Origin of the sequence: Serratia sp. EWG9 (assembly GCF_019913725.1) — a bacterium.
In the GTDB taxonomy this organism is placed as follows: Bacteria; Pseudomonadota; Gammaproteobacteria; order Enterobacterales; family Enterobacteriaceae; genus Serratia; species Serratia ureilytica.
This window is the reverse complement of sequence record NZ_JADNRO010000010.1, coordinates 167,447-189,007: the sequence shown is the minus strand read 5'-3', so window position 1 is coordinate 189,007 and position 21,561 is coordinate 167,447. Positions and strand designations below refer to the sequence as shown.

Here is a 21,561-nt window from a genome sequence, read left to right as displayed (position 1 = left end):
CCGGTCGCGCGGCGGGCGGGCGGCGCGGCGCGCCGATGTCGCCGGTGCAGGCCGCGACGGCCACGCAACAGACGGTGCCGCGCTATCTTTCCGGCTTGGGCACCGCCACCGCCGCCAATACCGTCACCGTCACCAGCCGGGTCGACGGCCAACTGATGGCGATCCACTTTACCGAAGGCCAGCAGGTCAAAGCCGGCGATCTGCTGGCAGAAATCGATCCCCGGCCGTTCCAGGTTCAGTTGACCCAGGCGCAGGGGCAGTTGGCGAAAGATCAGGCCACGCTGGCCAATGCCCGGCGCGATCTGGCGCGCTACCAGCAATTGGTGAAAACCAATCTGGTTTCCCGTCAAGAGCTGGATACGCAGGCCTCGCTGGTGCAGCAAACCGAAGGCGCCATCAAAGCCGATCAGGGCGCGGTCGACAGCGCCAAACTGCAGATCACTTACAGCCGCATCACTGCGCCAATCGACGGCCGCGTCGGGTTGAAACTGGTCGACGTCGGCAACTACGTCACCAGCGGCAGCACCACCGGTTTGGTGGTGATCACGCAGACGCACCCGATCGACGTGGTGTTCACGCTGCCCGAAGGCAACATCGCCGATCTGCTCAAGGCGCAAAAAGCCGGGCCGGTAAGCGTCGAAGCCTGGGATCGCACCAACCAGAACAAGCTGACGACCGGTTCGCTGCTGAGCCTGGACAACCAAATTGATACCGCCACCGGCACCATCAAGCTGAAAGCGCGCTTCGCCAACGAAGACGACGCGCTGTTCCCCAACCAGTTCGTCAACGCGCGGCTGCAGGTGGATACCCTGCACGATGCGGTGGTGATCCCGACAGCCGCGCTGCAGATGGGCAACGAAGGCAACTTCGTCTGGACGCTCAGCGAAGACAACAAGGTCAGCAAACACCGGGTCACCGCCGGCGTGCAGGACAGCCGGCAGGTGGTGATCAGCGCCGGCCTCAACGCCGGCGATCGGGTGGTGACCGACGGCATCGATCGCCTGACCGAAGGCATGCAGGTGGAAGTGCTGGCGCCGAACGACGCGCCTGCGGCGTCAAAAGCCAAGCGCGAACCTGACGTTCAGAGGAAGTCCTGATGCAGGTGATGCCACCGACCCGCGGCGGCGGCCCTTCCCGCCTGTTTATCCTGCGCCCGGTCGCCACCACCCTGCTGATGGTGGCGATACTGCTGGCGGGGATCATCGGCTATCGCGCGCTGCCGGTTTCCGCGTTGCCGGAAGTGGACTACCCGACCATCCAGGTGGTGACGCTGTACCCCGGCGCCAGCCCGGACGTGGTCACCTCCGCCATTACCGCGCCGCTGGAACGCCAGTTCGGCCAGATGTCCGGCCTGAAGCAAATGGCGTCGCAAAGCTCCGGCGGCGCCTCGGTGGTGACGCTGCAATTCCAGCTGGCGCTGCCGCTCGACGTCGCGGAGCAGGAAGTGCAGGCGGCGATCAACGCCGCCACCAACCTGCTGCCGAACGATCTGCCCTACCCGCCGATTTACAGCAAGGTTAACCCGGCCGATCCGCCGATCCTGACGCTGGCCGTCACCTCCACCGCCATGCCGATGACGCAGGTGGAAGACATGGTGGAGACGCGCGTGGCGCAGAAAATCTCTCAGGTGACCGGCGTCGGCCTGGTGACCCTGGCCGGCGGCCAACGCCCGGCGGTGCGTGTAAAACTGAACGCCGCGGCGGTCGCCGCCTATGGCCTGAACAGCGAAACCATCCGCACCGCCATCAGCAACGCCAACGTCAACTCGGCGAAAGGCAGCCTGGACGGCCCGACCCGCTCGGTCACCCTGTCCGCCAACGACCAAATGAAATCCGCCGACGACTATCGCCAGCTGATCGTCGCCTATCAGAACGGCGCGGCGATCCGCCTGCAGGATATCGCCACCATCGAACAAGGGGCGGAAAATACCCGACTGGCGGCCTGGGCCAACCAGCAACAGGCGATCGTGCTGAACATTCAGCGCCAGCCCGGCGTCAACGTCATCACCACCGCCGACAGCATCCGCGAAATGCTGCCGACGCTGATTAAAAGCCTGCCCAAGTCGGTCGACGTCAAGGTGTTGACCGATCGCACCACCACCATCCGCGCCTCGGTCAGCGACGTGCAGTTCGAGCTGCTGCTGGCGATCGCGCTGGTGGTAATGGTGATCTACGTGTTCCTGCGCAACGTGCCGGCGACCATTATCCCCAGCGTGGCGGTGCCGCTGTCGCTGGTCGGCACCTTCGCCGCCATGTATTTCCTCGGCTTCTCCATCAATAACCTGACGCTGATGGCATTAACCATCGCCACCGGTTTCGTGGTGGATGACGCCATCGTGGTGATCGAGAACATCTCGCGCTACATCGAGAAAGGGGAAAAGCCGCTCGACGCCGCGCTGAAAGGGGCCGGCGAGATCGGCTTCACCATCATCTCGCTGACCTTCTCGCTGGTGGCGGTGCTGATCCCGCTGCTGTTCATGGGCGACATCGTCGGCCGCCTGTTCCGCGAGTTCGCCGTGACGCTGGCGGTGGCGATTTTGATCTCCGCCGTGGTATCGCTGACGCTGACGCCGATGATGTGCGCCCGCATGCTCAGCCACGAATCGCTGCGCAAGCAGAACCGCTTCTCCGCCGCCTCCGAGCGCTTTTTCGAGCGCGTGATCGCGCGATACGGCCAGTGGCTGAAAACGGTGCTTAACCACCCCTGGCTGACGCTCGGCGTGGCCGTGGGCACCCTGGCGCTGACGGTGTTGCTGTACCTGCTGATCCCGAAAGGCTTCTTCCCGGTGCAGGACAACGGCATCATTCAGGGCACGCTGGAGGCGCCGCAGAGCGTTTCGTTCAGCAACATGGCCGAGCGCCAGCAGCAGGTCGCGGCGCAGATCCTCAAAGATCCGGCGGTGGAGAGCCTGACCTCGTTCGTCGGCGTCGACGGCAGCAACGCCACGCTCAACAGCGGCCGGCTGCAGATCAACCTGAAGCCGCTGAGCGAACGCAGCGACCGCATTCCGGCGATCATCAGCCGGTTGCAGCAGCAAACGGCGCAGTTCCCCGGCGTGAAGCTGTACCTGCAGCCGGTGCAGGATCTGACCATCGATACCCAGGTCAGCCGCACCCAGTACCAGTTCACCCTGCAGGCGATGTCGCTGGACGATCTCAGCCTGTGGGTGCCGCAGCTGATGGATGAGCTGAAACAAACCCCGCAGCTGGCGGACGTCACCAGCGATTGGCAGGATCAGGGGCTGGTCGCCTACGTCAACGTCGATCGCGATTCGGCCTCGCGCCTCGGCGTCACCATGAGCGACGTGGACAATGCGTTGTACAACGCCTTCGGCCAACGCCTGATCTCCACCATCTACACCCAGGCCAATCAATACCGGGTGGTGTTGGAGCACGACGTCAGCGCGACGCCGGGGCTGGCGGCGCTCAATGAGATCCGTCTGAGCGGCAAGGACGGCGCCGTGGTGCCGCTGAGCGCCATCGCCAAAATCGAAGAACGGTTCGGCCCGCTGTCGGTCAACCACCTCGACCAATTCCCGTCGGCCACCGTCTCGTTCAACGTCGCCGCCGGCTACTCGCTCGGCGAAGCGGTAGACGCGGTCACCCAGGCGGAAAAAAATCTCGCCATGCCGAAAGACATCACCACCCAATTCCAGGGCGCGACGCTGGCCTTCCAGGCGGCGCTCGGCAGCACGCTGTGGCTGATTTTGGCGGCGGTGGTGGCGATGTATATCGTGCTGGGCGTGCTGTATGAAAGCTTCATTCATCCGGTGACCATCCTCTCCACCCTGCCGACCGCCGGGGTCGGCGCGCTGCTGGCGCTGATGCTGGCCGGCAGCGAACTGGACGTGATCGCCATCATCGGCATCATCCTGCTGATCGGCATCGTGAAGAAGAACGCCATCATGATGATCGACTTCGCGCTGGCGGCGGAACGCGAACAGGGCTTATCGCCGCGCGACGCCATTTATCAGGCCTGCCTGCTGCGTTTCCGGCCGATCCTGATGACCACGCTGGCGGCCTTGCTCGGCGCGCTGCCGCTGATGCTCAGCACCGGCGTCGGCGCGGAGCTGCGGCATCCGCTCGGCGTCTGTATGGTCGGCGGCCTGATCATGAGCCAGATCCTGACGCTGTTCACCACGCCGGTGATCTACCTGCTGTTTGACAAACTGGCGCGCAACACGCATCGCCAGCCGGATACGCAGGAGCTGCCGTGAAATTCTTCGCCCTGTTCATTCACCGGCCGGTGGCCACCACCCTGCTGACGCTGGCCATCGCCATCAGCGGCGCGATCGGTTTTCGCCTGCTGCCGGTGTCGCCGCTGCCGCAGGTGGATTTTCCGGTGATTTCGATCAGCGCGTCGCTGCCGGGCGCCTCGCCGGAAACCATGGCCTCCTCGGTGGCGACGCCGCTGGAACGCGCGCTGGGCCGCATCGCCGGGGTCAATGAAATGACCTCGATGAGCTCGCTCGGCAGCACCCGGGTGATTTTGCAGTTCGATCTCAGCCGCGACATCAACGGCGCCGCGCGCGACGTGCAGGCGGCGATTAACGCCGCGCAAAGCCTGTTGCCGACCGGCATGCCGAGCCGCCCCAGCTATCGCAAGGTCAACCCTTCCGACGCGCCTATCATGATCCTGACGCTGACGTCGGACACCTACAGCCAGGGGCAGCTTTACGACTTCGCGTCCACCCAGCTGGCGCAGAAGATCAGCCAGACCGAAGGCGTCGGCGACGTTTCCGTGGGCGGCAGCTCGCTGCCGGCGGTGCGCGTGGAGTTGAACCCTTCGGCGCTGTTCAATCAGGGCGTTTCGCTGGATGCCGTGCGGCAGGCCATCAGCAACGCCAACGTGCGCCGCCCGCAGGGCGCCGTCGAAAACCCGCAGCAACGTTGGCAAATCCAGGCCAACGACGCGCTGAAAACCGCCGACGCCTACCGCCCGCTGATCGTTCATTACAACAACGGTTCGGCGGTGCGGCTCGGCGACGTGGCCGAGGTCAAAGATTCGGTGCAGGACGTGCGCAACGCCGGGATGACCGACGCCAAGCCGGCGATCGTTCTGGCCATCAGCCGCGCGCCGGACGCCAACATCATCGAAACCGTCGATCGCATTCGCGCCGAGCTGCCCGCGCTGCAGGAAAACATTCCGGCCGCAATCTCGCTCAACGTCGCGCAGGATCGCTCGCCGACCATTCGCGCGTCGCTGGCCGAGGTCGAACAGTCGCTGGCGATCGCCATCGGGCTGGTGATCCTGGTGGTGTTCATCTTCCTGCGCTCCGGCCGCGCCACGCTGATCCCGGCGGTCGCCGTGCCGGTGTCGCTGATCGGCTCGTTCGCCGCCATGTACCTGTGCGGCTTCAGCCTCAACAACCTGTCGCTGATGGCGCTGACCATCGCCACCGGCTTTGTGGTGGACGACGCCATCGTGGTGCTGGAAAACATTTCCCGCCACGTCGAGGCCGGCATGAAACCGATCAACGCCGCGCTGCTGGGCGCGCGGGAAGTCGGTTTCACCGTGCTGTCGATGAGCGTTTCGCTGGTGGCGGTGTTTATCCCGCTGCTTCTGATGGCGGGCCTGCCCGGCCGGCTGTTCCGCGAATTCGCCGTCACCCTGTCGGTGTCGATCGGGCTGTCGCTGATCGTCTCGCTGACGCTCACGCCGATGATGTGCGCCTATCTGCTGCGCCACCAGCCGGCGCGTTCGCAGCGGCGCGCGCGCGGCTTCGGCAAAATGCTGCTGGCGCTGCAGCAGGGTTACGGACGCTCGCTGAACTGGGTGCTTGGCCACTCGCGCTGGGTGCTGGCGGTGTTCCTCGCCACCATTGCGCTCAACGTCTGGCTGTATATCAGCATCCCGAAAACCTTCTTCCCCGAACAGGATACCGGCCGCCTGATGGGCTTTATCCAGGCCGATCAGAGCATCTCGTTCCAGGCGATGCGCGGCAAACTGGAAGATTTCATGAAAATCGTGCGCGAAGATCCGGACGTGGAAAACGTCACCGGCTTTACCGGCGGCTCGCGCACCAACAGCGGCTCGATGTTCATCTCACTGAAACCGCTGTCGGTGCGCAGCGACGACGCGCAGAAAGTGATCGCCCGCCTGCGCGCTCGCCTGGCCAAAGAACCGGGCGCCAGCCTGTTCTTGATGGCGGTGCAGGATATCCGCGTCGGCGGCCGCCAGGCTAACGCCAGCTACCAATATACGCTGCTGGCGGATGACCTCGCCGCGCTGCGCGACTGGGAACCGAAGATCCGCGCCGCGCTGGCGGCATTGCCCGAGCTGGCGGACGTCAACTCGGATCAGCAGGATAAAGGCTCGGAGATGGATCTGGTCTACGATCGCGAGACCATGGCGCGCCTCGGCATTTCGGTGTCCGACGCCAACAACCTGTTGAACAACGCCTTCGGCCAGCGACAGATTTCGACCATCTATCAACCGCTCAACCAATACAAAGTGGTGATGGAAGTGGCGCCGCCTTACACTCAGGACGTCAGCTCGCTGGACAAAATGTTCATCATCAACAACGAAGGCAAGGCGATACCGCTCTCCTACTTCGCCAGTTGGCGACCGGCCAACGCGCCGCTGTCGGTCAACCATCAGGGGCTGTCCGCCGCCTCGACCATCTCCTTTAACCTGCCGGACGGCGGCAGCCTGTCGGACGCCACCGCCGCTGTCGAACGCACCATGACTCAGCTCGGCGTGCCGTCCACGGTGCGCGGCGCCTTCGCCGGCACCGCCCAGGTGTTCCAGGACACCCTGAAGTCGCAGCTGATCCTGATCCTGGCGGCGATCGCCACGGTGTATATCGTGCTTGGCGTGCTGTACGAGAGCTATATCCATCCGCTGACCATCCTCTCCACCCTGCCTTCCGCGGGCGTGGGGGCGCTGTTGGCGCTCGAGCTGTTCGGCGCGCCGTTCAGCCTGATCGCGCTGATCGGCATCATGCTGCTGATCGGCATCGTGAAGAAAAACGCCATCATGATGGTCGACTTCGCGCTCGAGGCGCAGCGCAACGGCGGCATCAGCGCCCGCGAGGCGATTTTCCAGGCCAGCCTGCTGCGCTTCCGGCCGATCCTGATGACCACGCTGGCGGCGCTGTTCGGCGCGCTGCCGCTGGTGCTGACCAGCGGCGACGGCGCGGAGCTGCGCCAGCCGCTCGGCATCACCATCGCCGGCGGTCTGGTGATGAGCCAGCTGCTGACGCTGTACACCACGCCGGTGGTCTATCTTTACTTCGACCGGCTGCAGGCGAAGTTCCGCCGCAACAAGCAGCTGGCCCCGCTGCCGCACTAATGGCCGACCGATGCTGATGAAACACACCGCCACGGTACGTTGGCAACTCTGGATAGTGGCGTTCGGCTTCTTTATGCAAACGCTGGATACCACTATCGTCAATACCGCCCTGCCCTCGATGGCCGCCAGCCTGGGGGAGAACCCGCTGCGCATGCAGTCGGTGATCGTCGCCTATGTGCTGACGGTGGCGGTGACGCTGCCGGCCAGCGGCTGGCTGGCGGACAAGGTCGGCGTACAGCGGGTGTTTTTCAGCGCCATCGTGCTGTTTACCCTCGGCTCCTTCCTCTGCGCCCGCTCGGCAACCCTGAACGAGCTGATCGCCTCGCGCGTGCTTCAGGGCATCGGCGGCGCGATGATGGTGCCGGTCGGCCGACTGACGGTGATGAAGATCGTGCCGCGCGAGCAGTACATGGCGGCGATGACCTTCGTGACGCTGCCGGGCCAGATCGGCCCGCTGATGGGGCCGGCGCTGGGCGGACTTCTGGTGCAATACGCCAGCTGGCACTGGATTTTCCTGATCAATATTCCGGTGGGCATCGTGGGCGCCATCGCCACGCTGCTGCTGATGCCCAACTACCAAATGCAGACCCGCCGCTTCGATCTCAGCGGCTTTTTCCTGCTGGCGATCGGCATGGCGTCGCTGACGCTGGCGCTCGACGGCCACAAAGGCATGGGCCTGACCGGCGGCGCCATCGCCGGCCTGGTGGCGCTGGGCGCGGCGGCGTTGTTGGGGTATGTTTGGCATGCCTACGGCAATAGCCGCGCCCTGTTCTCGCTGCGGCTGCTGCGCACCCCGACCTACAAGATCGGGCTGCTGGCCAGTCTGCTGGGGCGCATCGGCAGCGGCATGCTGCCGTTCATGACACCGCTGTTTCTGCAGGTGGGCATGGGCTTCACGCCGTTCCACGCCGGGCTGATGATGATCCCGATGATCATCGGCAGCATGGGCATGAAGCGCATCGTGGTGCAGGTGGTCAACCGCTTCGGCTACCGCAACGTGCTGGTGGCCGCCACGCTGCTGCTGGCGCTGGTCAGCCTGAGTTTCCTGCTGGCGGCGATGCTCGGCTGGCTGTGGCTGCTGCCGGTGATACTGTTCTTCCAGGGGATGGTCAACGCATTGCGCTTCTCGGCGATGAATACCCTGACGCTGAAAGACCTGCCGGACCGCCTGGCCAGCAGCGGCAACAGCCTGTTGTCGATGGTCATGCAGCTGTCGATGAGCCTCGGCGTCAGCGTCGCCGGCATCTTGATCGGCAGCTTCGCCCATCACCAGGCGGTGGCCGACAGCCCGGCCATCCACAGCGCATTTATTTACAGCTACTGCTGTATGGCGTTGATTATCGCCCTGCCCGCGCTGGCCTTCGCGCGCGTGCCGGCGGATAGCGCGCCTAACCGCACGCTGGCCAAAGAGCCGGGCACCGGCTCAACGAGGTTGCAATGAAGATAGGCATTACCGGGAAGCTGTTCCTGGCCATTTTCGCCACCTGCATGCTGGTGTTGATCACCATGCACTGGGGGGTGCGCGTCAGCTTTGAGCGCGGTTTTATCGACTACATCAAGAGCAGTAACGAGCAGCGCATCAACATGCTGAGCGAAGCGCTGGAGGAGCAGTACAGCCATCATGGCAACTGGATATTCCTGCGCAACAACGATCAGGTGGTCTACCAAATCATGCGTTCGTTCGAGCAGAACAGCGACAGCAGCCACAACCTGCCGCCCAAAGGCTGGCGCACCCAGTTTTGGGTGGTGGACAGCCAGTTCAATCGGCTGGTCGGGCATTCCGGCCCGTTGCCGAAAGAGGGGCCGCGCCACCCGATCCGCTACAACAACGAGATCGTCGGTTGGGTGCTCACTACCCCGGTCGAACGCCTGACGCGCAATACCGACATCAACTTCGATCGCCAGCAGCGCCGCACCAGCTGGATCATCGTCGCGCTCTCCACCCTGCTGGCGGCGGCGGTGACCTGGCTACTGTCGCGCGGCATGCTGGCCCCGGTTAAACGCCTGGTGGCGGGCACCCATCGATTGGCGGCGGGCGACTTCACCGCCCGCGTGGCGGTCAGCAGCCAGGATGAGCTGGGCAGGCTGGCGCACGACTTCAACCAGTTGGCCACCTCGCTGGAGAAAAATGAACAGATGCGCCGCGCCTTTATGGCCGACGTGTCGCACGAACTGCGCACGCCGTTGGCGGTGCTGCGCGGCGAGCTGGAGGCGCTGCAGGACGGCGTGCGCCAGCCGACGCCCGCGTCGCTCAGCTCGCTGCAGGCCGAGGTGTCCACCCTGACCAAACTGGTCGACGACCTGCACCAGCTTTCGCTCTCCGATCTCGGCGCGCTGGCCTATCGCAAATCGTCGGTGGACTGCGTGCATCTGCTGCAGATCGCCGTCGCCGCCTTCCGCGAGCGCTTTCGCGCCAAAGGGCTGGAGATCGTCACCCATCTGCCGCCCCAGGCGCCGCTGTTCGGCGATCCCGATCGCCTGAATCAACTGTTCAATAACCTGTTGGAAAACAGCCTGCGCTACACCGATGCCGGCGGCCGGCTGGAAATCAGTGCCGAGCTGCAGCCGGGGCGGCTATCCCTCTGCTGGCAGGACAGCGCGCCAGGCATCAGCGATCAGCAACTGACGCGCATTTTCGAACGTTTCTACCGGGCGGAAGGCTCGCGCAACCGCGCCAGCGGCGGTTCCGGTTTGGGGCTGGCGATCTGCCACAACATCGTGGAAGCGCACGACGGAAAAATCCGCGCCGAGCATTCGCCTTTAGGCGGCGTGCGCATTACAGTAGAATTTGCTACCCCGATAAAAAATAAGGCGCCCTGATGGACATTCAGAATCAACCCGTGCAGATCATGATTGTTGAAGATGAGCCCAAGCTGGGCCAGCTGCTGGTGGATTATCTGCAGGCGGCGGGCTACGCCACCCGTTGGCTGACCAACGGCAACGAAGTGGTGCCGACCGTGCACCAGCATCCGCCGGCGCTGATCTTGCTCGATCTGATGCTGCCGGGCGCCGATGGGCTGACGGTGTGCCGCGAGCTGCGCCGCTTCAGCGACGTGCCGATCGTGATGGTGACGGCGAAAATCGAAGAGATTGACCGCCTGCTGGGGCTGGAGATCGGCGCCGACGATTACATCTGCAAACCCTACAGCCCGCGCGAAGTGGTGGCGCGGGTGAAAACCATTCTGCGCCGCAGCTATCGGCCGCAGGAGAATGCGCGGGAAGATGACCTGCTGCACATCGATGAACCGCGTTTCCAGGCCAGCTATCAGGGGCAGTTGCTGGATCTGACGCCGGCGGAGTTCCGCCTGCTGAAAACGTTGGCCAGCCAGCCGGGCAACGTATTTTCGCGCGAGCAGCTGCTGAACAACCTGTATGACGACTATCGGGTGGTCACCGACCGCACCATCGACAGCCACATCAAAAACCTGCGCCGCAAGCTGGAGCTGATCGACGGGCAAAAATCCTTTATCCGCTCGGTATACGGCGTCGGTTACCGCTGGGAAGCCGAGCCCTGCCGGCTGGTGAATGGGGTTTAGGGGAGAGAATCGACCGCGTTCCACCAAGGCGCGCGGTCAGCCACACCCTGTTGTCGCTCATCCGACAGCAGGAAGTCGTGTGGTAGGGCTGTGTTAGCGATCATTCTCAACAGAGGCTCCCAATCTTTATCGCTGCCCTCGCTTTTATCATTTCCTACTGACCGTTCGATTTTTTCCATCCTTGGCGCTCCTGTGCAAAATTTACCCTATTTTATCTCTGCGAGGTGAACCCGCCAAGATGAAATCGCGAGTGTTACACGGCTTAGACGTCCCAAATACTGCACTGCGCAATCACCGCCCCTCTCTTAGCTTCCCGTGCGGCGCCGGGCTTCTCGGGCGAAAACTCCGCGCCGGCGCAAAAAAATTGCGCATTTTTTCGACTAAGCTGCTGTGAGGTTTAGCCACCGATTTTCAAGCGATTGGCTACACTTACATCACGAATCGGAACCTACAGGAGAAGAACCATGGCAATCGGTCATTACGAGCTGAAAAAAGCAAAGAACGGACAGTACCACTTCAACCTGAAAGCCAGTAACGGCGAGATCATTCTGGCCAGCGAGATGTACGCCAGCAAAGCGTCGGCGGAGAACGGCATCGCCTCGGTGCAGACCAATTCGCCGCATGAAGCGCAGTTTGAGCTGAAGCACAGCACCAGCAACCAGCCCTACTTTGTGCTGAAGGCCAAGAACCATCAGGTGATCGGCGTCAGCGAAATGTACAGCTCCGAAAGCGCAGCCAAAAACGGTATCCAGTCGGTGATTAAAAACGGCCCGACCACCGATATTCGCGATTTGAGCGCCTGATCCCCCGTTTCGCCCGCGCGGTGGCCGCCATCGCGCGTTTTCCGTTTGACCGGGATCAATCTCCCTTGAATAAATCCGGTTAACTGCTGATTTTTTGCCGCGCCGCGGCTACAATCCCCCGCTTTTACTGCGCCATCAGGTGGCGTGGTGCTGACCTGAAATCAGACCGAGACACACTATGTTTACACCGGAACTTCTCTCCCCGGCCGGAACGCTGAAAAACATGCGTTACGCCTTCGCCTACGGCGCCGATGCGGTTTACGCCGGCCAGCCGCGCTACAGCCTGCGGGTGCGCAACAACGAGTTCAACCACGAGAATCTGGCGCAGGGCATCAACGAAGCGCACGCGCTGGGCAAAAAATTCTACGTGGTGGTCAACATCGCCCCGCACAACGCCAAGCTGAAAACCTTCCTGCGCGATCTGAAACCGGTAGTCGATATGGGCCCGGATGCGCTGATCATGTCCGATCCTGGCCTGATCATGATGGTGCGCGAAGCCTTCCCGCAGATGGACATCCACCTGTCGGTGCAGGCCAACGCCGTTAACTGGGCGACGGTGAAGTTCTGGAAACAAATGGGCCTGACCCGCGTGATCCTGTCGCGCGAACTGTCGCTGGAAGAGATCGCCGAGATCCGCGCCGAAGTGCCGGACATGGAGCTGGAGATCTTCGTCCACGGCGCGCTGTGCATGGCCTACTCCGGCCGCTGCCTGCTGTCCGGCTACATCAACAAGCGCGATCCCAACCAGGGCACCTGCACCAACGCCTGCCGTTGGCAGTACAAGGCGGAAGAAGGCAAAGAGGACGACACCGGCAATATCGTGCACCTGCACGAGCCGATCCCGGTGCAGACCGTCGAGCCGACGCTGGGCATCGGCGCGCCGACCGACAAGGTATTCATGCTGTCTGAGGCGCAAAAACCAGGCGAATATATGAGCGCCTTCGAGGACGAACACGGCACCTACATCATGAACTCCAAGGATCTGCGCGCCATCCAGCACGTAGAGCGTCTGACGCAGCTCGGCGTGCATTCGTTGAAGATCGAAGGGCGCACCAAGTCCTTTTACTACTGCGCGCGCACCGCCCAGGTCTACCGCCGCGCCATCGACGACGCCGTTGCCGGCAAACCGTTCGATCCGACCCTGCTCACCACGCTGGAAGGCCTGGCGCACCGCGGCTATACCGAAGGCTTCCTGCGCCGCCACGTGCACGAAGCGCAGCAGAACTACGACTACGGCTCTTCGCTCTCCGAGCGCCAGCAGTTCGTCGGCGAGTTCACCGGCGTGCGCCGCGAAGGCTGGGCGGAAGTCGACGTGAAGAATAAATTCTCACTCGGCGACAGCGTCGAGATGATGACGCCGGGCGGCAACGTGCTGTTCACCCTCGAAAGCATGCAAAATAAGAAAGGCGAGCCGATTGAGGTCGCGCCGGGCAACGGCCATATCGTTTATTTGCCGATCCCGCAGGATATCGATCTCAATTATGCTTTGCTGATCCGCAATTTGGCGGAAGAAAATAGCGCCGGAGCCTAACAATGAATCGCCGTCATTCGGCGGCGATTTTTAGCAAATATTAGAATTGGATCACATCAATGTGCCCGCAGCTTGGTTACTATCACGCTGCTTAAAACGAACAACGAAAATATTTGCATAGCAATACTAGGAACCACCTCCTTAGCCGGCCCAATCTCCCTTGGGCTGGCTTTTTCTTTATGGGCCCGCCATTGCCGCCGCGCGCCTATTTCTCATTACGTTTTCCCGTTATCCATTTTAATAAAAATAATAACGCCACATCGATATATAAATAACGCTATAGCGATTAATCCTGCCGCCATTAAAATTGCGCTTATTGTCAGGTTAAATTCAGATAAATTCGCATCGTCCTCATATTCACGGCGCAATGGGAAATAACCGGAATTAGCTGAATATTCTGATGGCTTGGCGGCCTGGGCTGGTTTATCTTGAGGCATTATTGGTTTTCCGCCGGAGGAGCTCGGCAATGCCTCAACACTCACATGCACCAGCACTGCTTATCATCAACGGCAAGGGCGCCGGCAACGAAGAGCTGCGCCAGGCCGTCAACCGGCTGCGCGAAGAGCAGATAACGCTGCACGTGCGCGTCACCTGGGAGCACGGCGACGCCGCGCGCTACGTCGCGGAAGCCGCTCGGCTCGGCGTCGGCACCGTCGTCGCCGGCGGCGGTGACGGCACCATCAACGAAGTGGCCGCCGCGCTGGCGCAACTGCCGGCGCAAGGTCGGCCGGCGCTGGGCATTTTGCCGCTCGGCACCGCCAACGACTTCGCCATGGCCTGCAACATTCCCCTCTCGCCCGAGCAGGCGCTGCAGCTGGCGATCAAAGGCCGCTCGGTGCCTATCGATTTGGCCAAGGTCAACGGCGAGCGCTACTTCATCAACATGGCCACCGGCGGCTTCGGCACCCGTATCACCACTGAAACGCCGGAGAAGCTGAAGGCGGCGTTGGGCGGCGTGTCCTACTTCGTTCACGGCTTGCTGCGCATGGATACGCTGCAGGCCGACCGCTGTGAAATCCGCGGGCCGGACTTCCGCTGGGCCGGCGAAGCGCTGGTGATCGGCATCGGCAACGGCAAACAGGCCGGCGGCGGCCAGGAACTGTGCCCCAACGCGCTGATTAACGACGGGCAGTTGCAGCTGCGCCTGCTGATCGCCGATGAACTGCTGCCGGCGCTGGTGGCCGCCCTGTTCAACGACGAAGAGAGCAACAGCATCCTCAGCGCCGCGCTGCCGTGGCTGGAGATCGACGCGCCGCATGAGATGACCTTTAACCTCGACGGCGAGCCGCTCAAAGGCCGCCATTTCCGCATCGAAGTGGTGCCGCAGGCCATCGAATGCCGCCTGCCGCCGAACTGCGCCCTGCTGGGCTAATCCGGCTCTGCGCCCGCTCGCCGCTCGGAACGCCAAGGCAGGCGAGATCGAACAATCAAGCACTTAACGCGCCGGGGGCGATCGTCCCCGCGTATTTGGCCTCGCCAATGGCATTTCCTCTCAATCGCATCTATTGTTTGTCCTTGCCGGATCAAGTTCGGTAGCATCGCTTTACAGCTTCAATCACCGCTTTTTTACTACGCCGGTGGTCAAAAACCCTTGCATTGCCGGTGTATGAAGAAGCTTAATCGGGAGTGAATCATGACTGATATTGTGCAGTTGCTAGGAAAGGAAGCGGAAGATCTGCTGCAACACCGCTGTACCACTATCCCCGCCGAGAATCTCTACCTGCCGGGCGCCGACTTCGTCGAGCGCGTAATGATCGATAACAACCGCCCCAACAGCGTGCTGCGTTCGATGCAAACCCTGTTCAACCACGGCCGCCTGGGCGGCACCGGTTACCTGTCGATCCTGCCGGTCGATCAGGGCATCGAGCACTCCGCCGCCGCCTCGTTCGCCGCCAACCCGCTGTATTTCGATCCGAAGAACATCGTCGAGCTGGCGATTGAAGCCGGCTGTAACTGCGTCGCCTCCACCTACGGCGTTCTGGCGTCGGTATCGCGCCGCTACGCGCATAAAATTCCGTTCCTGGTCAAACTCAACCACAACGAAACGCTGAGCTACCCGACCCAGTACGACCAGACCCTGTACGCCAGCGTCGAGCAGGCGTTCAACATGGGCGCGGTGGCGGTCGGCGCCACCATTTACTTCGGCTCCGAGCAGTCGCGCCGCCAGATCGAAGAGATCTCGATCGCCTTCGAGCGCGCGCATGAGCTGGGCATGGTCACGGTGCTGTGGGCCTATCTGCGCAACCCGGCGTTCAACAAGGACGGCGTGGACTACCACTCCAGCGCCGATCTGACCGGCCAGGCCAACCACATCGCCGCCACCATCGGCGCCGACATCGTCAAACAGAAAATGGCCGAAAACAACGGCGGTTACCGCGCGGTGAAATTCGGCTATACCGACGATCGCGTCTACACCAAGCTGACTACCGATCACCCGATCGATCTGGTGCGCTACCAGCTGGCCAACTGCTACATGGGCCGCGCCGGGCTGATCAACTCCGGCGGCGCGCCGGTGAGAACGATCTGCAGGAATCGGTGCGCACCGCAGTGATCAACAAACGCGCCGGCGGCATGGGCCTGATCCTGGGGCGTAAAGCGTTTAAGAAATCGATGAAAGACGGCGTGGCGCTGATCAACGCCGTACAAGACGCCTACCTGGACAAGAAGGTCACCATCGCCTGATGTGACAGACCGCCTGTCCCAAAGCCCGGTTCACCGGGCTTTTTTGTGCCCGTTATCCCGCCTCTCGCGCCGTTCACCTTCTCTTTCTTTCACTTTAAACTTTCAAAATAAAATATTTATCTTTCAAATTGTGATCTATTTAAAACAAATAGCCCAACAAAGTGACTACTGTAAGGCCCATGGCGACAGAGCCGCCGTTCGCTCCAGGCCATATCAGTCCATTACAGGAGAACATAATGATTGAGCTAATCACCCACGGCGCCGAGTGGTTTATCGGCCTGTTTCAGAAAGGCGGGGAAGTGTTTGTCGGCATGGTGACCGGCATTTTGCCTTTATTGATCAGCCTGCTGGTTATCATGAACGCGCTGATCAAATTTGTTGGCCAGGAACGTATCGAACGATTGGCACAGCGCTGCGCGGGCAACCCCGTTTCGCGTTATCTGCTGCTGCCGCTGATCGGCACCTTTGTCTTCTGCAACCCGATGACCCTCAGCCTGGGGCGCTTCATGCCGGAGAAATACAAGCCGAGCTACTACGCGGCGGCCTCCTACAGCTGCCACTCGATGAACGGCCTGTTTCCGCACATCAACCCCGGCGAACTGTTCGTTTACCTCGGCATCGCCAGCGGCCTGACTACCCTCGGCCTGCCGCTCGGCCCGTTGGCGGTGAGCTATTTCCTGGTGGGGCTGTTCACCAACTTCTTCCGCGGCTGGGTCACCGATCTCACCACCAGTCTGTTCGAACGCAAGATGGGCATCCGTCTGGATCGCCAGGTGCAACTTTAATTCGTGGAGTGCAGCATGAGTGCTTATATCCGTATTGAAAAAGGCGCCAGCGGCTGGGGCGGCCCCCTGGAACTGCCGATAGAACCCGGCAAAAAAGTGGTGTACATCACCGCCGGCACCCGGCCTTCCATCGTCGATCGCCTCAGCGAATTGACCGGTTGGCCCGCCGTCGACGGTTTCAAAGAGGGCGAGCCGCCGGCGGAAGAGATCGGCGTGGCGGTGATCGACTGCGGCGGCACCCTGCGCTGCGGCCTGTACCCGAAACGCCGCATTCCGACGGTCAACATCCACGCTACCGGCCAGTCCGGCCCGCTGGCGCAGTTTATCCTCGAAGACATCTATGTCTCCGGCGTGCGCGACCACAACATCAGCCGAATCGACGCGACGGAGAACCCACCCGCCGCCGCCGTTGCAGCGCCGCCCAAGGCGCGCGACTACGACACCAGCAAGAAGATCACCGAACAAAGCGACGGGCTGCTGGCGAAGGTCGGCATGGGCATGGGATCGGTGGTGGCGGTGTTCTTCCAGGCCGGGCGCGACACTATCGACACCGTGCTGAAGACCATTCTGCCGTTTATGGCATTCGTCTCGGCCTTGATCGGCATCATCATGGCCTCCGGCCTCGGGGACTTTATCGCTCACGGCCTGACGCCGCTGGCCAACAGCCCGATCGGCCTGGTGACGCTGGCGCTGATCTGCTCATTCCCGCTGCTGTCGCCGTTCCTCGGCCCCGGCGCGGTCATCGCCCAGGTGATCGGCGTGCTGGTCGGGGTGCAGATCGGCCTCGGCCATATCCCGCCGCAGCTGGCGCTGCCCGCGCTGTTCGCCATCAACGCGCAGGCCGCCTGCGACTTCATTCCGGTCGGCCTGTCGCTGGCGGAAGCCAAACAGGACACCGTACGGGTCGGCGTGCCTTCAGTGCTGGTTGGCCGCTTTCTGACCGGCGCGCCAACGGTGCTGATCGCCTGGGCCGCCTCGGCCTTTATTTATCAATAGCATGATTTCCAGGGAGACGTTTATGCACACCATTTTTCATACCACCATCACGCAGATCGGCGGCTGCGCCCGCGACGCGTTGCTGGACAACATGCTGATCACTTTCCGTGAAGGCGCGCCGGCGGATATCGAAGAGTTCTGCTTCATCCACCGCCACGGCGCGACCGCCGGCGAACTGCAGGTGGGCGGCGTGATGGAACTGGCGCAGCAGCGCTACGCCATCACCGCCGTCGGCAGCGTCGCCACGCAGAATCTGCGCGAGCTCGGCCACATCACCGTACGCTTCGACGGCGAAGCCGAAGCCGAATTCCCCGGCTCGATCCACGTTTCCGGCCCGACGCCGACCGATATCCCGTTGGGCAGCACGCTGTCATTTATCGCATAAGGAGTAGACCATGTCTGAAGTAGCTGTAGTGATCGGCGGCGGCCAAACGTTAGGCGCCTTTTTGTCCCACGGGCTGGCGCAGGCCGGCTATCGGGTGGCGGTGGCCGATCTGAACGCCGACAACGCCAATCGGGTGGCGCGGCAGATCAACGAAGAGTACGGCACAGGCAGCGCCTGCGGTTTTCAGGCCGACGCCACCGACGAGCAGAGCGTGCTCGCGCTGGCGGCGGCGGTTGACCGGGAATTTGGCCAAACCAACCTGCTGGTCTACAGCGCCGGCATCGCCAAGGCGGCGCCGATCACCGACTTCCCGCTGGGCGACTTCGACCGCTCGCTGCAGGTGAACCTGGTGGGCTATTTCCTCTGCGCCCGCGAGTTCTCGCGCCTGATGATCCGCGACGGCATCGCCGGGCGCATCATTCAGATCAACTCCAAGTCCGGCAAGGTCGGCAGCAAGCACAACTCCGGCTACAGCGCCGCCAAGTTCGGCGGCGTGGGGCTGACGCAGTCGCTGGCGCTCGATCTGGCGGAATACGGCATTACGGTGCATTCGCTGATGCTCGGCAACCTGCTGAAATCGCCGATGTTTCAATCGCTGCTGCCGCAGTACGCGCAAAAATTGGGCATCGCGCCGGACCAAGTGGAGCAGTACTACATCGACAAAGTGCCGCTGAAGCGCGGCTGCGACTACCAGGACGTGCTGAACACCCTGCTGTTCTACGCCAGCGATAAGGCCTCTTACTGCACCGGCCAATCGATCAACATCACCGGCGGCCAGGTGATGTTCTGACGCCACCGACGCCCCCTTCCGCGGAAGGGGGCATAAGGAGAACCCCATGACACAAGCTTTGATCGCCTTCGCGCTGCTGGCCTGGCTGCTGCAAATCGCCTTCGGCTGGTGGCAACTGCAACGTTTCAACCGCGCCTTCGACGGCTTATGCCGACTGGGTGCCGTCGGCGTCGGCCGCTCCGGCGGCCGTTTCCGCCCACGGGTGGTGCTGGCGCTGGCCTTCGACGCCGATCGGCGGGTGTGCGGCAGCCTGTTGCTGCGCGGCCTGACCGTTTTCGCCCGGCCCCGCCCGCTGCCTCATTTGCACGGTTTGCATCAGCGGGATTTGCGCCCGGATGTGATCTTCCCCGAGGATCGCGCATGCCAGTCTGCACTATCGTTAGCGATTGAACCCAAATCGTGATATTTTCACATTAAAAGGCATTACCTTTCATAGTGAATTATTCAGCGAAGGGAAATGCCCCACTCTTGTGAACGGGAATCGCGATGAAACCAAAGCAGCGGCAGGCCGCTATCCTTGAATATCTGCAGCAGCATGGCAAAACGGCAGTGGACGCCCTGGCCGAGCATTTCTCCACTACCGGCACCACCATCCGCAAAGATCTCACCCTGCTGGAAGAAGAAGGCGAGGTGATCCGCACCTACGGCGGCGTAGTACTCAGCCGCGACGACGGCGATCAGCCAATCGACCGTAAAACCCATATCAACACCGAGAAAAAACGCCGCATCGCCAGCGCCGCCGTGGCGCTGATCGCCGACGGCGACTCGCTGATCTTCGACGCCGGCAGCACGGTGCTGCAGATGGTGCCGCACCTGGCGCAGTTCAATAACATCACGGTGATGACCAACAGCCTGACCATCGTCAACGCGCTGGTGGAACTGGACAACGATCAGACCATCCTGATGCCCGGCGGCACCTACCGCAAAAAATCGGCTTCGTTCCACGGCAGCCTGGCCGAATCGGCGTTTCAGCAATTCAGCTTCGACAAGCTGTTTATCGGCGCGGACGGCGTCGATCTCAACGCCGGCGTCACCACCTTCAACGAAGTGCACAACGTCAGCAAAGCGATGTGCGAAGCCGCCGGCCGCATTATTTTGTTGGTGGACTCCTCGAAATTCGGCCGCAAGAGCCCGAACGTGGTGTGCGAACTCAGCGCCGTCGATACGCTGATCACCGACCGAGACATCAACCCCGATTACCTCGCCGCCCTGCAGGCGAAAGGCATCAATATCATTCTGGTAGGAGACCCCGATGAGTAACGCCAACGCCCTGCTCGCCTTCGCCCGCGAAACGCTGGAGATCGAGTTGACCGAAGCGCAGCGCCTGCTGGCGCGCCTGGATGACAATTTCGTCTGCGCCTGCGAGCTGCTGCTGAACTGCCGCGGCAAAGCGGTGATTTCCGGCATCGGCAAGTCCGGCCATATCGGCAAAAAAATCGCCGCGTCGCTGGCCAGCACCGGCACGCCGTCGTTCTTCGTTCATCCGGCGGAGGCGCTGCACGGCGATCTCGGCATGATCGGCGCCGACGACGTGGTGGTGTTCATCTCCTACTCCGGCCGCGCCAAAGAGCTGGATCTGATCCTGCCGCTGCTGGCGGAGAACGGCATTCCGGTGATCGCCATCACCGGCGGCAAAGAATCGCCCCTGGCGCAGGGCGCGGCCTGCGTACTGGATATCGGCGTCGAGCGCGAAGCCTGCCCGATGGGGCTGGCGCCCACCTCCAGCGCGGTCAACACCCTGATGATGGGCGACGCTCTGGCGATGGCGCTGATGCGCCAGCGCGGTTTCAATGCGGAAGACTTCGCCCGCTCGCACCCGGGCGGCAGCCTGGGGGCGCGCCTGCTGAACCGCGTGCATCACCTGATGCGCACCGGCGATCGCCTGCCGCGCGTGAGCGAAAGCGCCAACGTGATGGAAGCGATGCTGGAACTGAGCCGCACCGGGCTCGGGTTGGTGGCGGTATGCGACGCGCAGCAGCGGGTAGTGGGCGTGTTTACCGACGGCGACCTGCGCCGCTGGCTGGTGAAGGGCAACAGCCTGCAGGATCCGCTCAGCCCGGCAATCACCCGCCCCGGCTATCGGCTGCCGGAGCAGTGGCGCGCCGGCGAAGCGCTGGAAGCGCTGCACGAACAGCACATCAGCGCGGCCCCGGTGGTCAACATGGACGGCGTGCTGGTGGGGGCGCTCAACCTGCACGATCTGCATCAGGCCGGCATCGGCTGATCGACGCCGGGGGCGGCATCGTCAGCGCCCCCGGTCAGATCATTTCCAGTCGGGATTGTTCTCGAACTGCTGCTTAAGCAGCGCTTTCATGTCGTCATCCGGCTTGCCGAGCCACTGGTACTTGGCGTATTTCTTGGGATGATCGACGGCTTCCGGCCGATCTTCCACCGCGACTCGCACGCCCCAGGCCTGGGATTTATCCGCGCTGAACGCCACGATCAAAAAGTTGTTGCCGCAGTCGTGCGGTTTGCACAGATTGCCGACCAGATACTCTTTGCCCTTCCAGCTCAGGTTTTGCGCCGGCGTAGAGGTGCCGACGCCCTTGCGCGCCCAGCCCGGCATCCGCGCCTGGCCTTTGACCATGTTTTGCCAGCTGGCCTGATACCCCGGCTGCTGAATCAAATCCGATGTGGTGACGATCTGCTGAGCGAAGCTGCCCGCGCTGAAGCTGAGCAGTGCGCCGAAGAGGGCGCAACGCAGCGCCTGGTGTCCCGTCATAGTCCTTCTCCCTAGGTTAAATCAGGTTTCGCCCGTAA

19 protein-coding genes and 1 pseudogene are annotated in these 21,561 nt (G+C 62.4%); 17 read left to right on the top strand and 3 right to left on the bottom strand.

Annotated elements, in window-relative coordinates; genetic code table 11:
* The 6 genes from ITX55_RS20280 to baeR all read left to right on the top strand — a co-directional run.
* Positions 1-1,097, top strand: a 1,097-nt coding sequence (locus ITX55_RS20280; RefSeq protein ID WP_223085322.1) for an MdtA/MuxA family multidrug efflux RND transporter periplasmic adaptor subunit, incomplete at its 5' end; no start/stop codon positions are given.
* On the top strand, positions 1,097-4,216 hold the full coding sequence (locus tag ITX55_RS20275; RefSeq protein WP_033644058.1) for an MdtB/MuxB family multidrug efflux RND transporter permease subunit: 3,120 nt from the start codon (positions 1,097-1,099) through the stop codon (positions 4,214-4,216). The genes ITX55_RS20280 and ITX55_RS20275, both read left to right, overlap by 1 nt.
* Positions 4,213-7,293 (top strand): multidrug efflux RND transporter permease subunit MdtC, encoded by a 3,081-nt coding sequence (gene mdtC, locus ITX55_RS20270; protein ID WP_047574078.1) that lies wholly within the window; start codon positions 4,213-4,215, stop codon positions 7,291-7,293. Before ITX55_RS20275 ends, mdtC begins: the two co-directional genes overlap by 4 nt.
* A 10-nt stretch (positions 7,294-7,303) precedes the next feature.
* Entirely contained in the window at positions 7,304-8,734 is a 1,431-nt protein-coding gene (gene mdtD / locus ITX55_RS20265) for a multidrug transporter subunit MdtD (RefSeq protein WP_042785191.1), read from the top strand.
* Positions 8,731-10,113, top strand: coding sequence for a two-component system sensor histidine kinase BaeS (gene baeS / locus ITX55_RS20260; RefSeq protein WP_033644061.1), 1,383 nt, complete (start codon positions 8,731-8,733; stop codon positions 10,111-10,113). Before mdtD ends, baeS begins: the two co-directional genes overlap by 4 nt.
* Positions 10,113-10,829: a two-component system response regulator BaeR gene (gene baeR, locus ITX55_RS20255; RefSeq protein WP_033644062.1), complete on the top strand. Its 717-nt coding sequence runs from the start codon at positions 10,113-10,115 to the stop codon at positions 10,827-10,829. The genes baeS and baeR overlap by 1 nt, the downstream gene beginning before the upstream one ends.
* Here the strand turns inward: baeR and ITX55_RS20250 are convergent.
* Positions 10,826-11,008 carry a hypothetical protein gene (locus ITX55_RS20250; protein ID WP_046687632.1) on the bottom strand — a complete coding sequence of 61 codons (183 nt, stop codon included), beginning with the start codon at positions 11,006-11,008 and terminating at the stop codon, positions 10,826-10,828. The two genes, baeR and ITX55_RS20250, sit on opposite strands and share 4 nt — an antisense overlap.
* 285 nt (positions 11,009-11,293) lie before the next feature.
* Between ITX55_RS20250 and ITX55_RS20245 the strand changes: the two genes are divergently transcribed.
* Together ITX55_RS20245 and yegQ are read left to right on the top strand one after the other, a co-directional pair.
* The gene (locus tag ITX55_RS20245; protein ID WP_033644064.1) at positions 11,294-11,632 is read left to right on the top strand and encodes a YegP family protein; all 339 of its coding nucleotides are present in this window, start codon (positions 11,294-11,296) and stop codon (positions 11,630-11,632) included.
* 178 nt (positions 11,633-11,810) lie between these two features.
* The gene (gene yegQ, locus ITX55_RS20240; RefSeq protein ID WP_046687633.1) at positions 11,811-13,163 is read left to right on the top strand and encodes a tRNA 5-hydroxyuridine modification protein YegQ; all 1,353 of its coding nucleotides are present in this window, start codon (positions 11,811-11,813) and stop codon (positions 13,161-13,163) included.
* 215 nt (positions 13,164-13,378) lie between these two features.
* Here the strand turns inward: yegQ and ITX55_RS20235 are convergent, their stop codons facing one another.
* On the bottom strand, positions 13,379-13,600 hold the full coding sequence (locus ITX55_RS20235; RefSeq protein WP_127897175.1) for a hypothetical protein: 222 nt from the start codon (positions 13,598-13,600) through the stop codon (positions 13,379-13,381).
* Positions 13,601-13,629: 29 nt separating this feature from the next.
* On the opposite strand from ITX55_RS20235, the gene yegS reads away from it, so the two are divergent.
* From yegS to gutQ, 9 genes and pseudogenes are all read left to right on the top strand, one after another.
* A complete protein-coding gene (gene yegS, locus ITX55_RS20230) occupies positions 13,630-14,535 on the top strand; it encodes a lipid kinase YegS (RefSeq protein ID WP_033644066.1) in 906 nt (301 codons plus the stop codon).
* Between the two features lie 261 nt (positions 14,536-14,796).
* Positions 14,797-15,845 (top strand): annotated as a pseudogene (fbaB, locus tag ITX55_RS20225) (class I fructose-bisphosphate aldolase).
* A 236-nt stretch (positions 15,846-16,081) separates the two neighbouring features.
* Positions 16,082-16,630 (top strand): PTS glucitol/sorbitol transporter subunit IIC, encoded by a 549-nt coding sequence (locus tag ITX55_RS20220; protein WP_004941528.1) that lies wholly within the window; start codon positions 16,082-16,084, stop codon positions 16,628-16,630.
* 15 nt (positions 16,631-16,645) lie between these two features.
* The gene (locus tag ITX55_RS20215; RefSeq protein WP_016926695.1) at positions 16,646-17,626 is read left to right on the top strand and encodes a PTS glucitol/sorbitol transporter subunit IIB; all 981 of its coding nucleotides are present in this window, start codon (positions 16,646-16,648) and stop codon (positions 17,624-17,626) included.
* Positions 17,627-17,648: 22 nt separating this feature from the next.
* The gene (srlB, locus tag ITX55_RS20210; protein ID WP_004941520.1) at positions 17,649-18,011 is read left to right on the top strand and encodes a PTS glucitol/sorbitol transporter subunit IIA; all 363 of its coding nucleotides are present in this window, start codon (positions 17,649-17,651) and stop codon (positions 18,009-18,011) included.
* A gap of 10 nt (positions 18,012-18,021) precedes the next feature.
* Positions 18,022-18,801 carry a sorbitol-6-phosphate dehydrogenase gene (srlD, locus tag ITX55_RS20205; protein WP_047025605.1) on the top strand — a complete coding sequence of 260 codons (780 nt, stop codon included), beginning with the start codon at positions 18,022-18,024 and terminating at the stop codon, positions 18,799-18,801.
* A gap of 46 nt (positions 18,802-18,847) precedes the next feature.
* Positions 18,848-19,204, top strand: coding sequence for a transcriptional regulator GutM (gene gutM / locus ITX55_RS20200; RefSeq protein WP_004941515.1), 357 nt, complete (start codon positions 18,848-18,850; stop codon positions 19,202-19,204).
* 83 nt (positions 19,205-19,287) lie between these two features.
* Positions 19,288-20,061, top strand: a complete 774-nt coding sequence (locus ITX55_RS20195) for a DNA-binding transcriptional repressor (protein WP_033644070.1) — start codon at positions 19,288-19,290, stop codon at positions 20,059-20,061.
* Positions 20,054-21,025, top strand: coding sequence for an arabinose-5-phosphate isomerase GutQ (gene gutQ, locus ITX55_RS20190; protein ID WP_046897732.1), 972 nt, complete (start codon positions 20,054-20,056; stop codon positions 21,023-21,025). The genes ITX55_RS20195 and gutQ overlap by 8 nt, the downstream gene beginning before the upstream one ends.
* Before the next feature lie 39 nt (positions 21,026-21,064).
* Here the strand turns inward: gutQ and ITX55_RS20185 are convergent, their stop codons facing one another.
* Positions 21,065-21,523, bottom strand: a complete 459-nt coding sequence (locus ITX55_RS20185) for an inhibitor of vertebrate lysozyme family protein (RefSeq protein ID WP_033648850.1) — start codon at positions 21,521-21,523, stop codon at positions 21,065-21,067.
* Positions 21,524-21,561 lie beyond the last annotated feature (38 nt).

What these genes read in the sequence shown, in the direction of transcription:
- ITX55_RS20275 (WP_033644058.1), top strand. Translation starts at nt 1,097, where the DNA reads ATGCAGGTGATGCCACCGACCCGCGGCGGCGGCCCTTCCCGCCTGTTT.
- mdtD (WP_042785191.1), top strand. Translation starts at nt 7,304, where the DNA reads ATGCTGATGAAACACACCGCCACGGTACGTTGGCAACTCTGGATAGTG.
- baeS (WP_033644061.1), top strand. Translation starts at nt 8,731, where the DNA reads ATGAAGATAGGCATTACCGGGAAGCTGTTCCTGGCCATTTTCGCCACC.
- baeR (WP_033644062.1), top strand. Translation starts at nt 10,113, where the DNA reads ATGGACATTCAGAATCAACCCGTGCAGATCATGATTGTTGAAGATGAG.
- ITX55_RS20250 (WP_046687632.1), bottom strand. Translation starts at nt 11,008, where the DNA reads ATGGAAAAAATCGAACGGTCAGTAGGAAATGATAAAAGCGAGGGCAGC.
- ITX55_RS20245 (WP_033644064.1), top strand. Translation starts at nt 11,294, where the DNA reads ATGGCAATCGGTCATTACGAGCTGAAAAAAGCAAAGAACGGACAGTAC.
- yegQ (WP_046687633.1), top strand. Translation starts at nt 11,811, where the DNA reads ATGTTTACACCGGAACTTCTCTCCCCGGCCGGAACGCTGAAAAACATG.
- ITX55_RS20235 (WP_127897175.1), bottom strand. Translation starts at nt 13,600, where the DNA reads ATGCCTCAAGATAAACCAGCCCAGGCCGCCAAGCCATCAGAATATTCA.
- yegS (WP_033644066.1), top strand. Translation starts at nt 13,630, where the DNA reads ATGCCTCAACACTCACATGCACCAGCACTGCTTATCATCAACGGCAAG.
- ITX55_RS20220 (WP_004941528.1), top strand. Translation starts at nt 16,082, where the DNA reads ATGATTGAGCTAATCACCCACGGCGCCGAGTGGTTTATCGGCCTGTTT.
- ITX55_RS20215 (WP_016926695.1), top strand. Translation starts at nt 16,646, where the DNA reads ATGAGTGCTTATATCCGTATTGAAAAAGGCGCCAGCGGCTGGGGCGGC.
- srlB (WP_004941520.1), top strand. Translation starts at nt 17,649, where the DNA reads ATGCACACCATTTTTCATACCACCATCACGCAGATCGGCGGCTGCGCC.
- srlD (WP_047025605.1), top strand. Translation starts at nt 18,022, where the DNA reads ATGTCTGAAGTAGCTGTAGTGATCGGCGGCGGCCAAACGTTAGGCGCC.
- gutM (WP_004941515.1), top strand. Translation starts at nt 18,848, where the DNA reads ATGACACAAGCTTTGATCGCCTTCGCGCTGCTGGCCTGGCTGCTGCAA.
- ITX55_RS20195 (WP_033644070.1), top strand. Translation starts at nt 19,288, where the DNA reads ATGAAACCAAAGCAGCGGCAGGCCGCTATCCTTGAATATCTGCAGCAG.
- gutQ (WP_046897732.1), top strand. Translation starts at nt 20,054, where the DNA reads ATGAGTAACGCCAACGCCCTGCTCGCCTTCGCCCGCGAAACGCTGGAG.
- ITX55_RS20185 (WP_033648850.1), bottom strand. Translation starts at nt 21,523, where the DNA reads ATGACGGGACACCAGGCGCTGCGTTGCGCCCTCTTCGGCGCACTGCTC.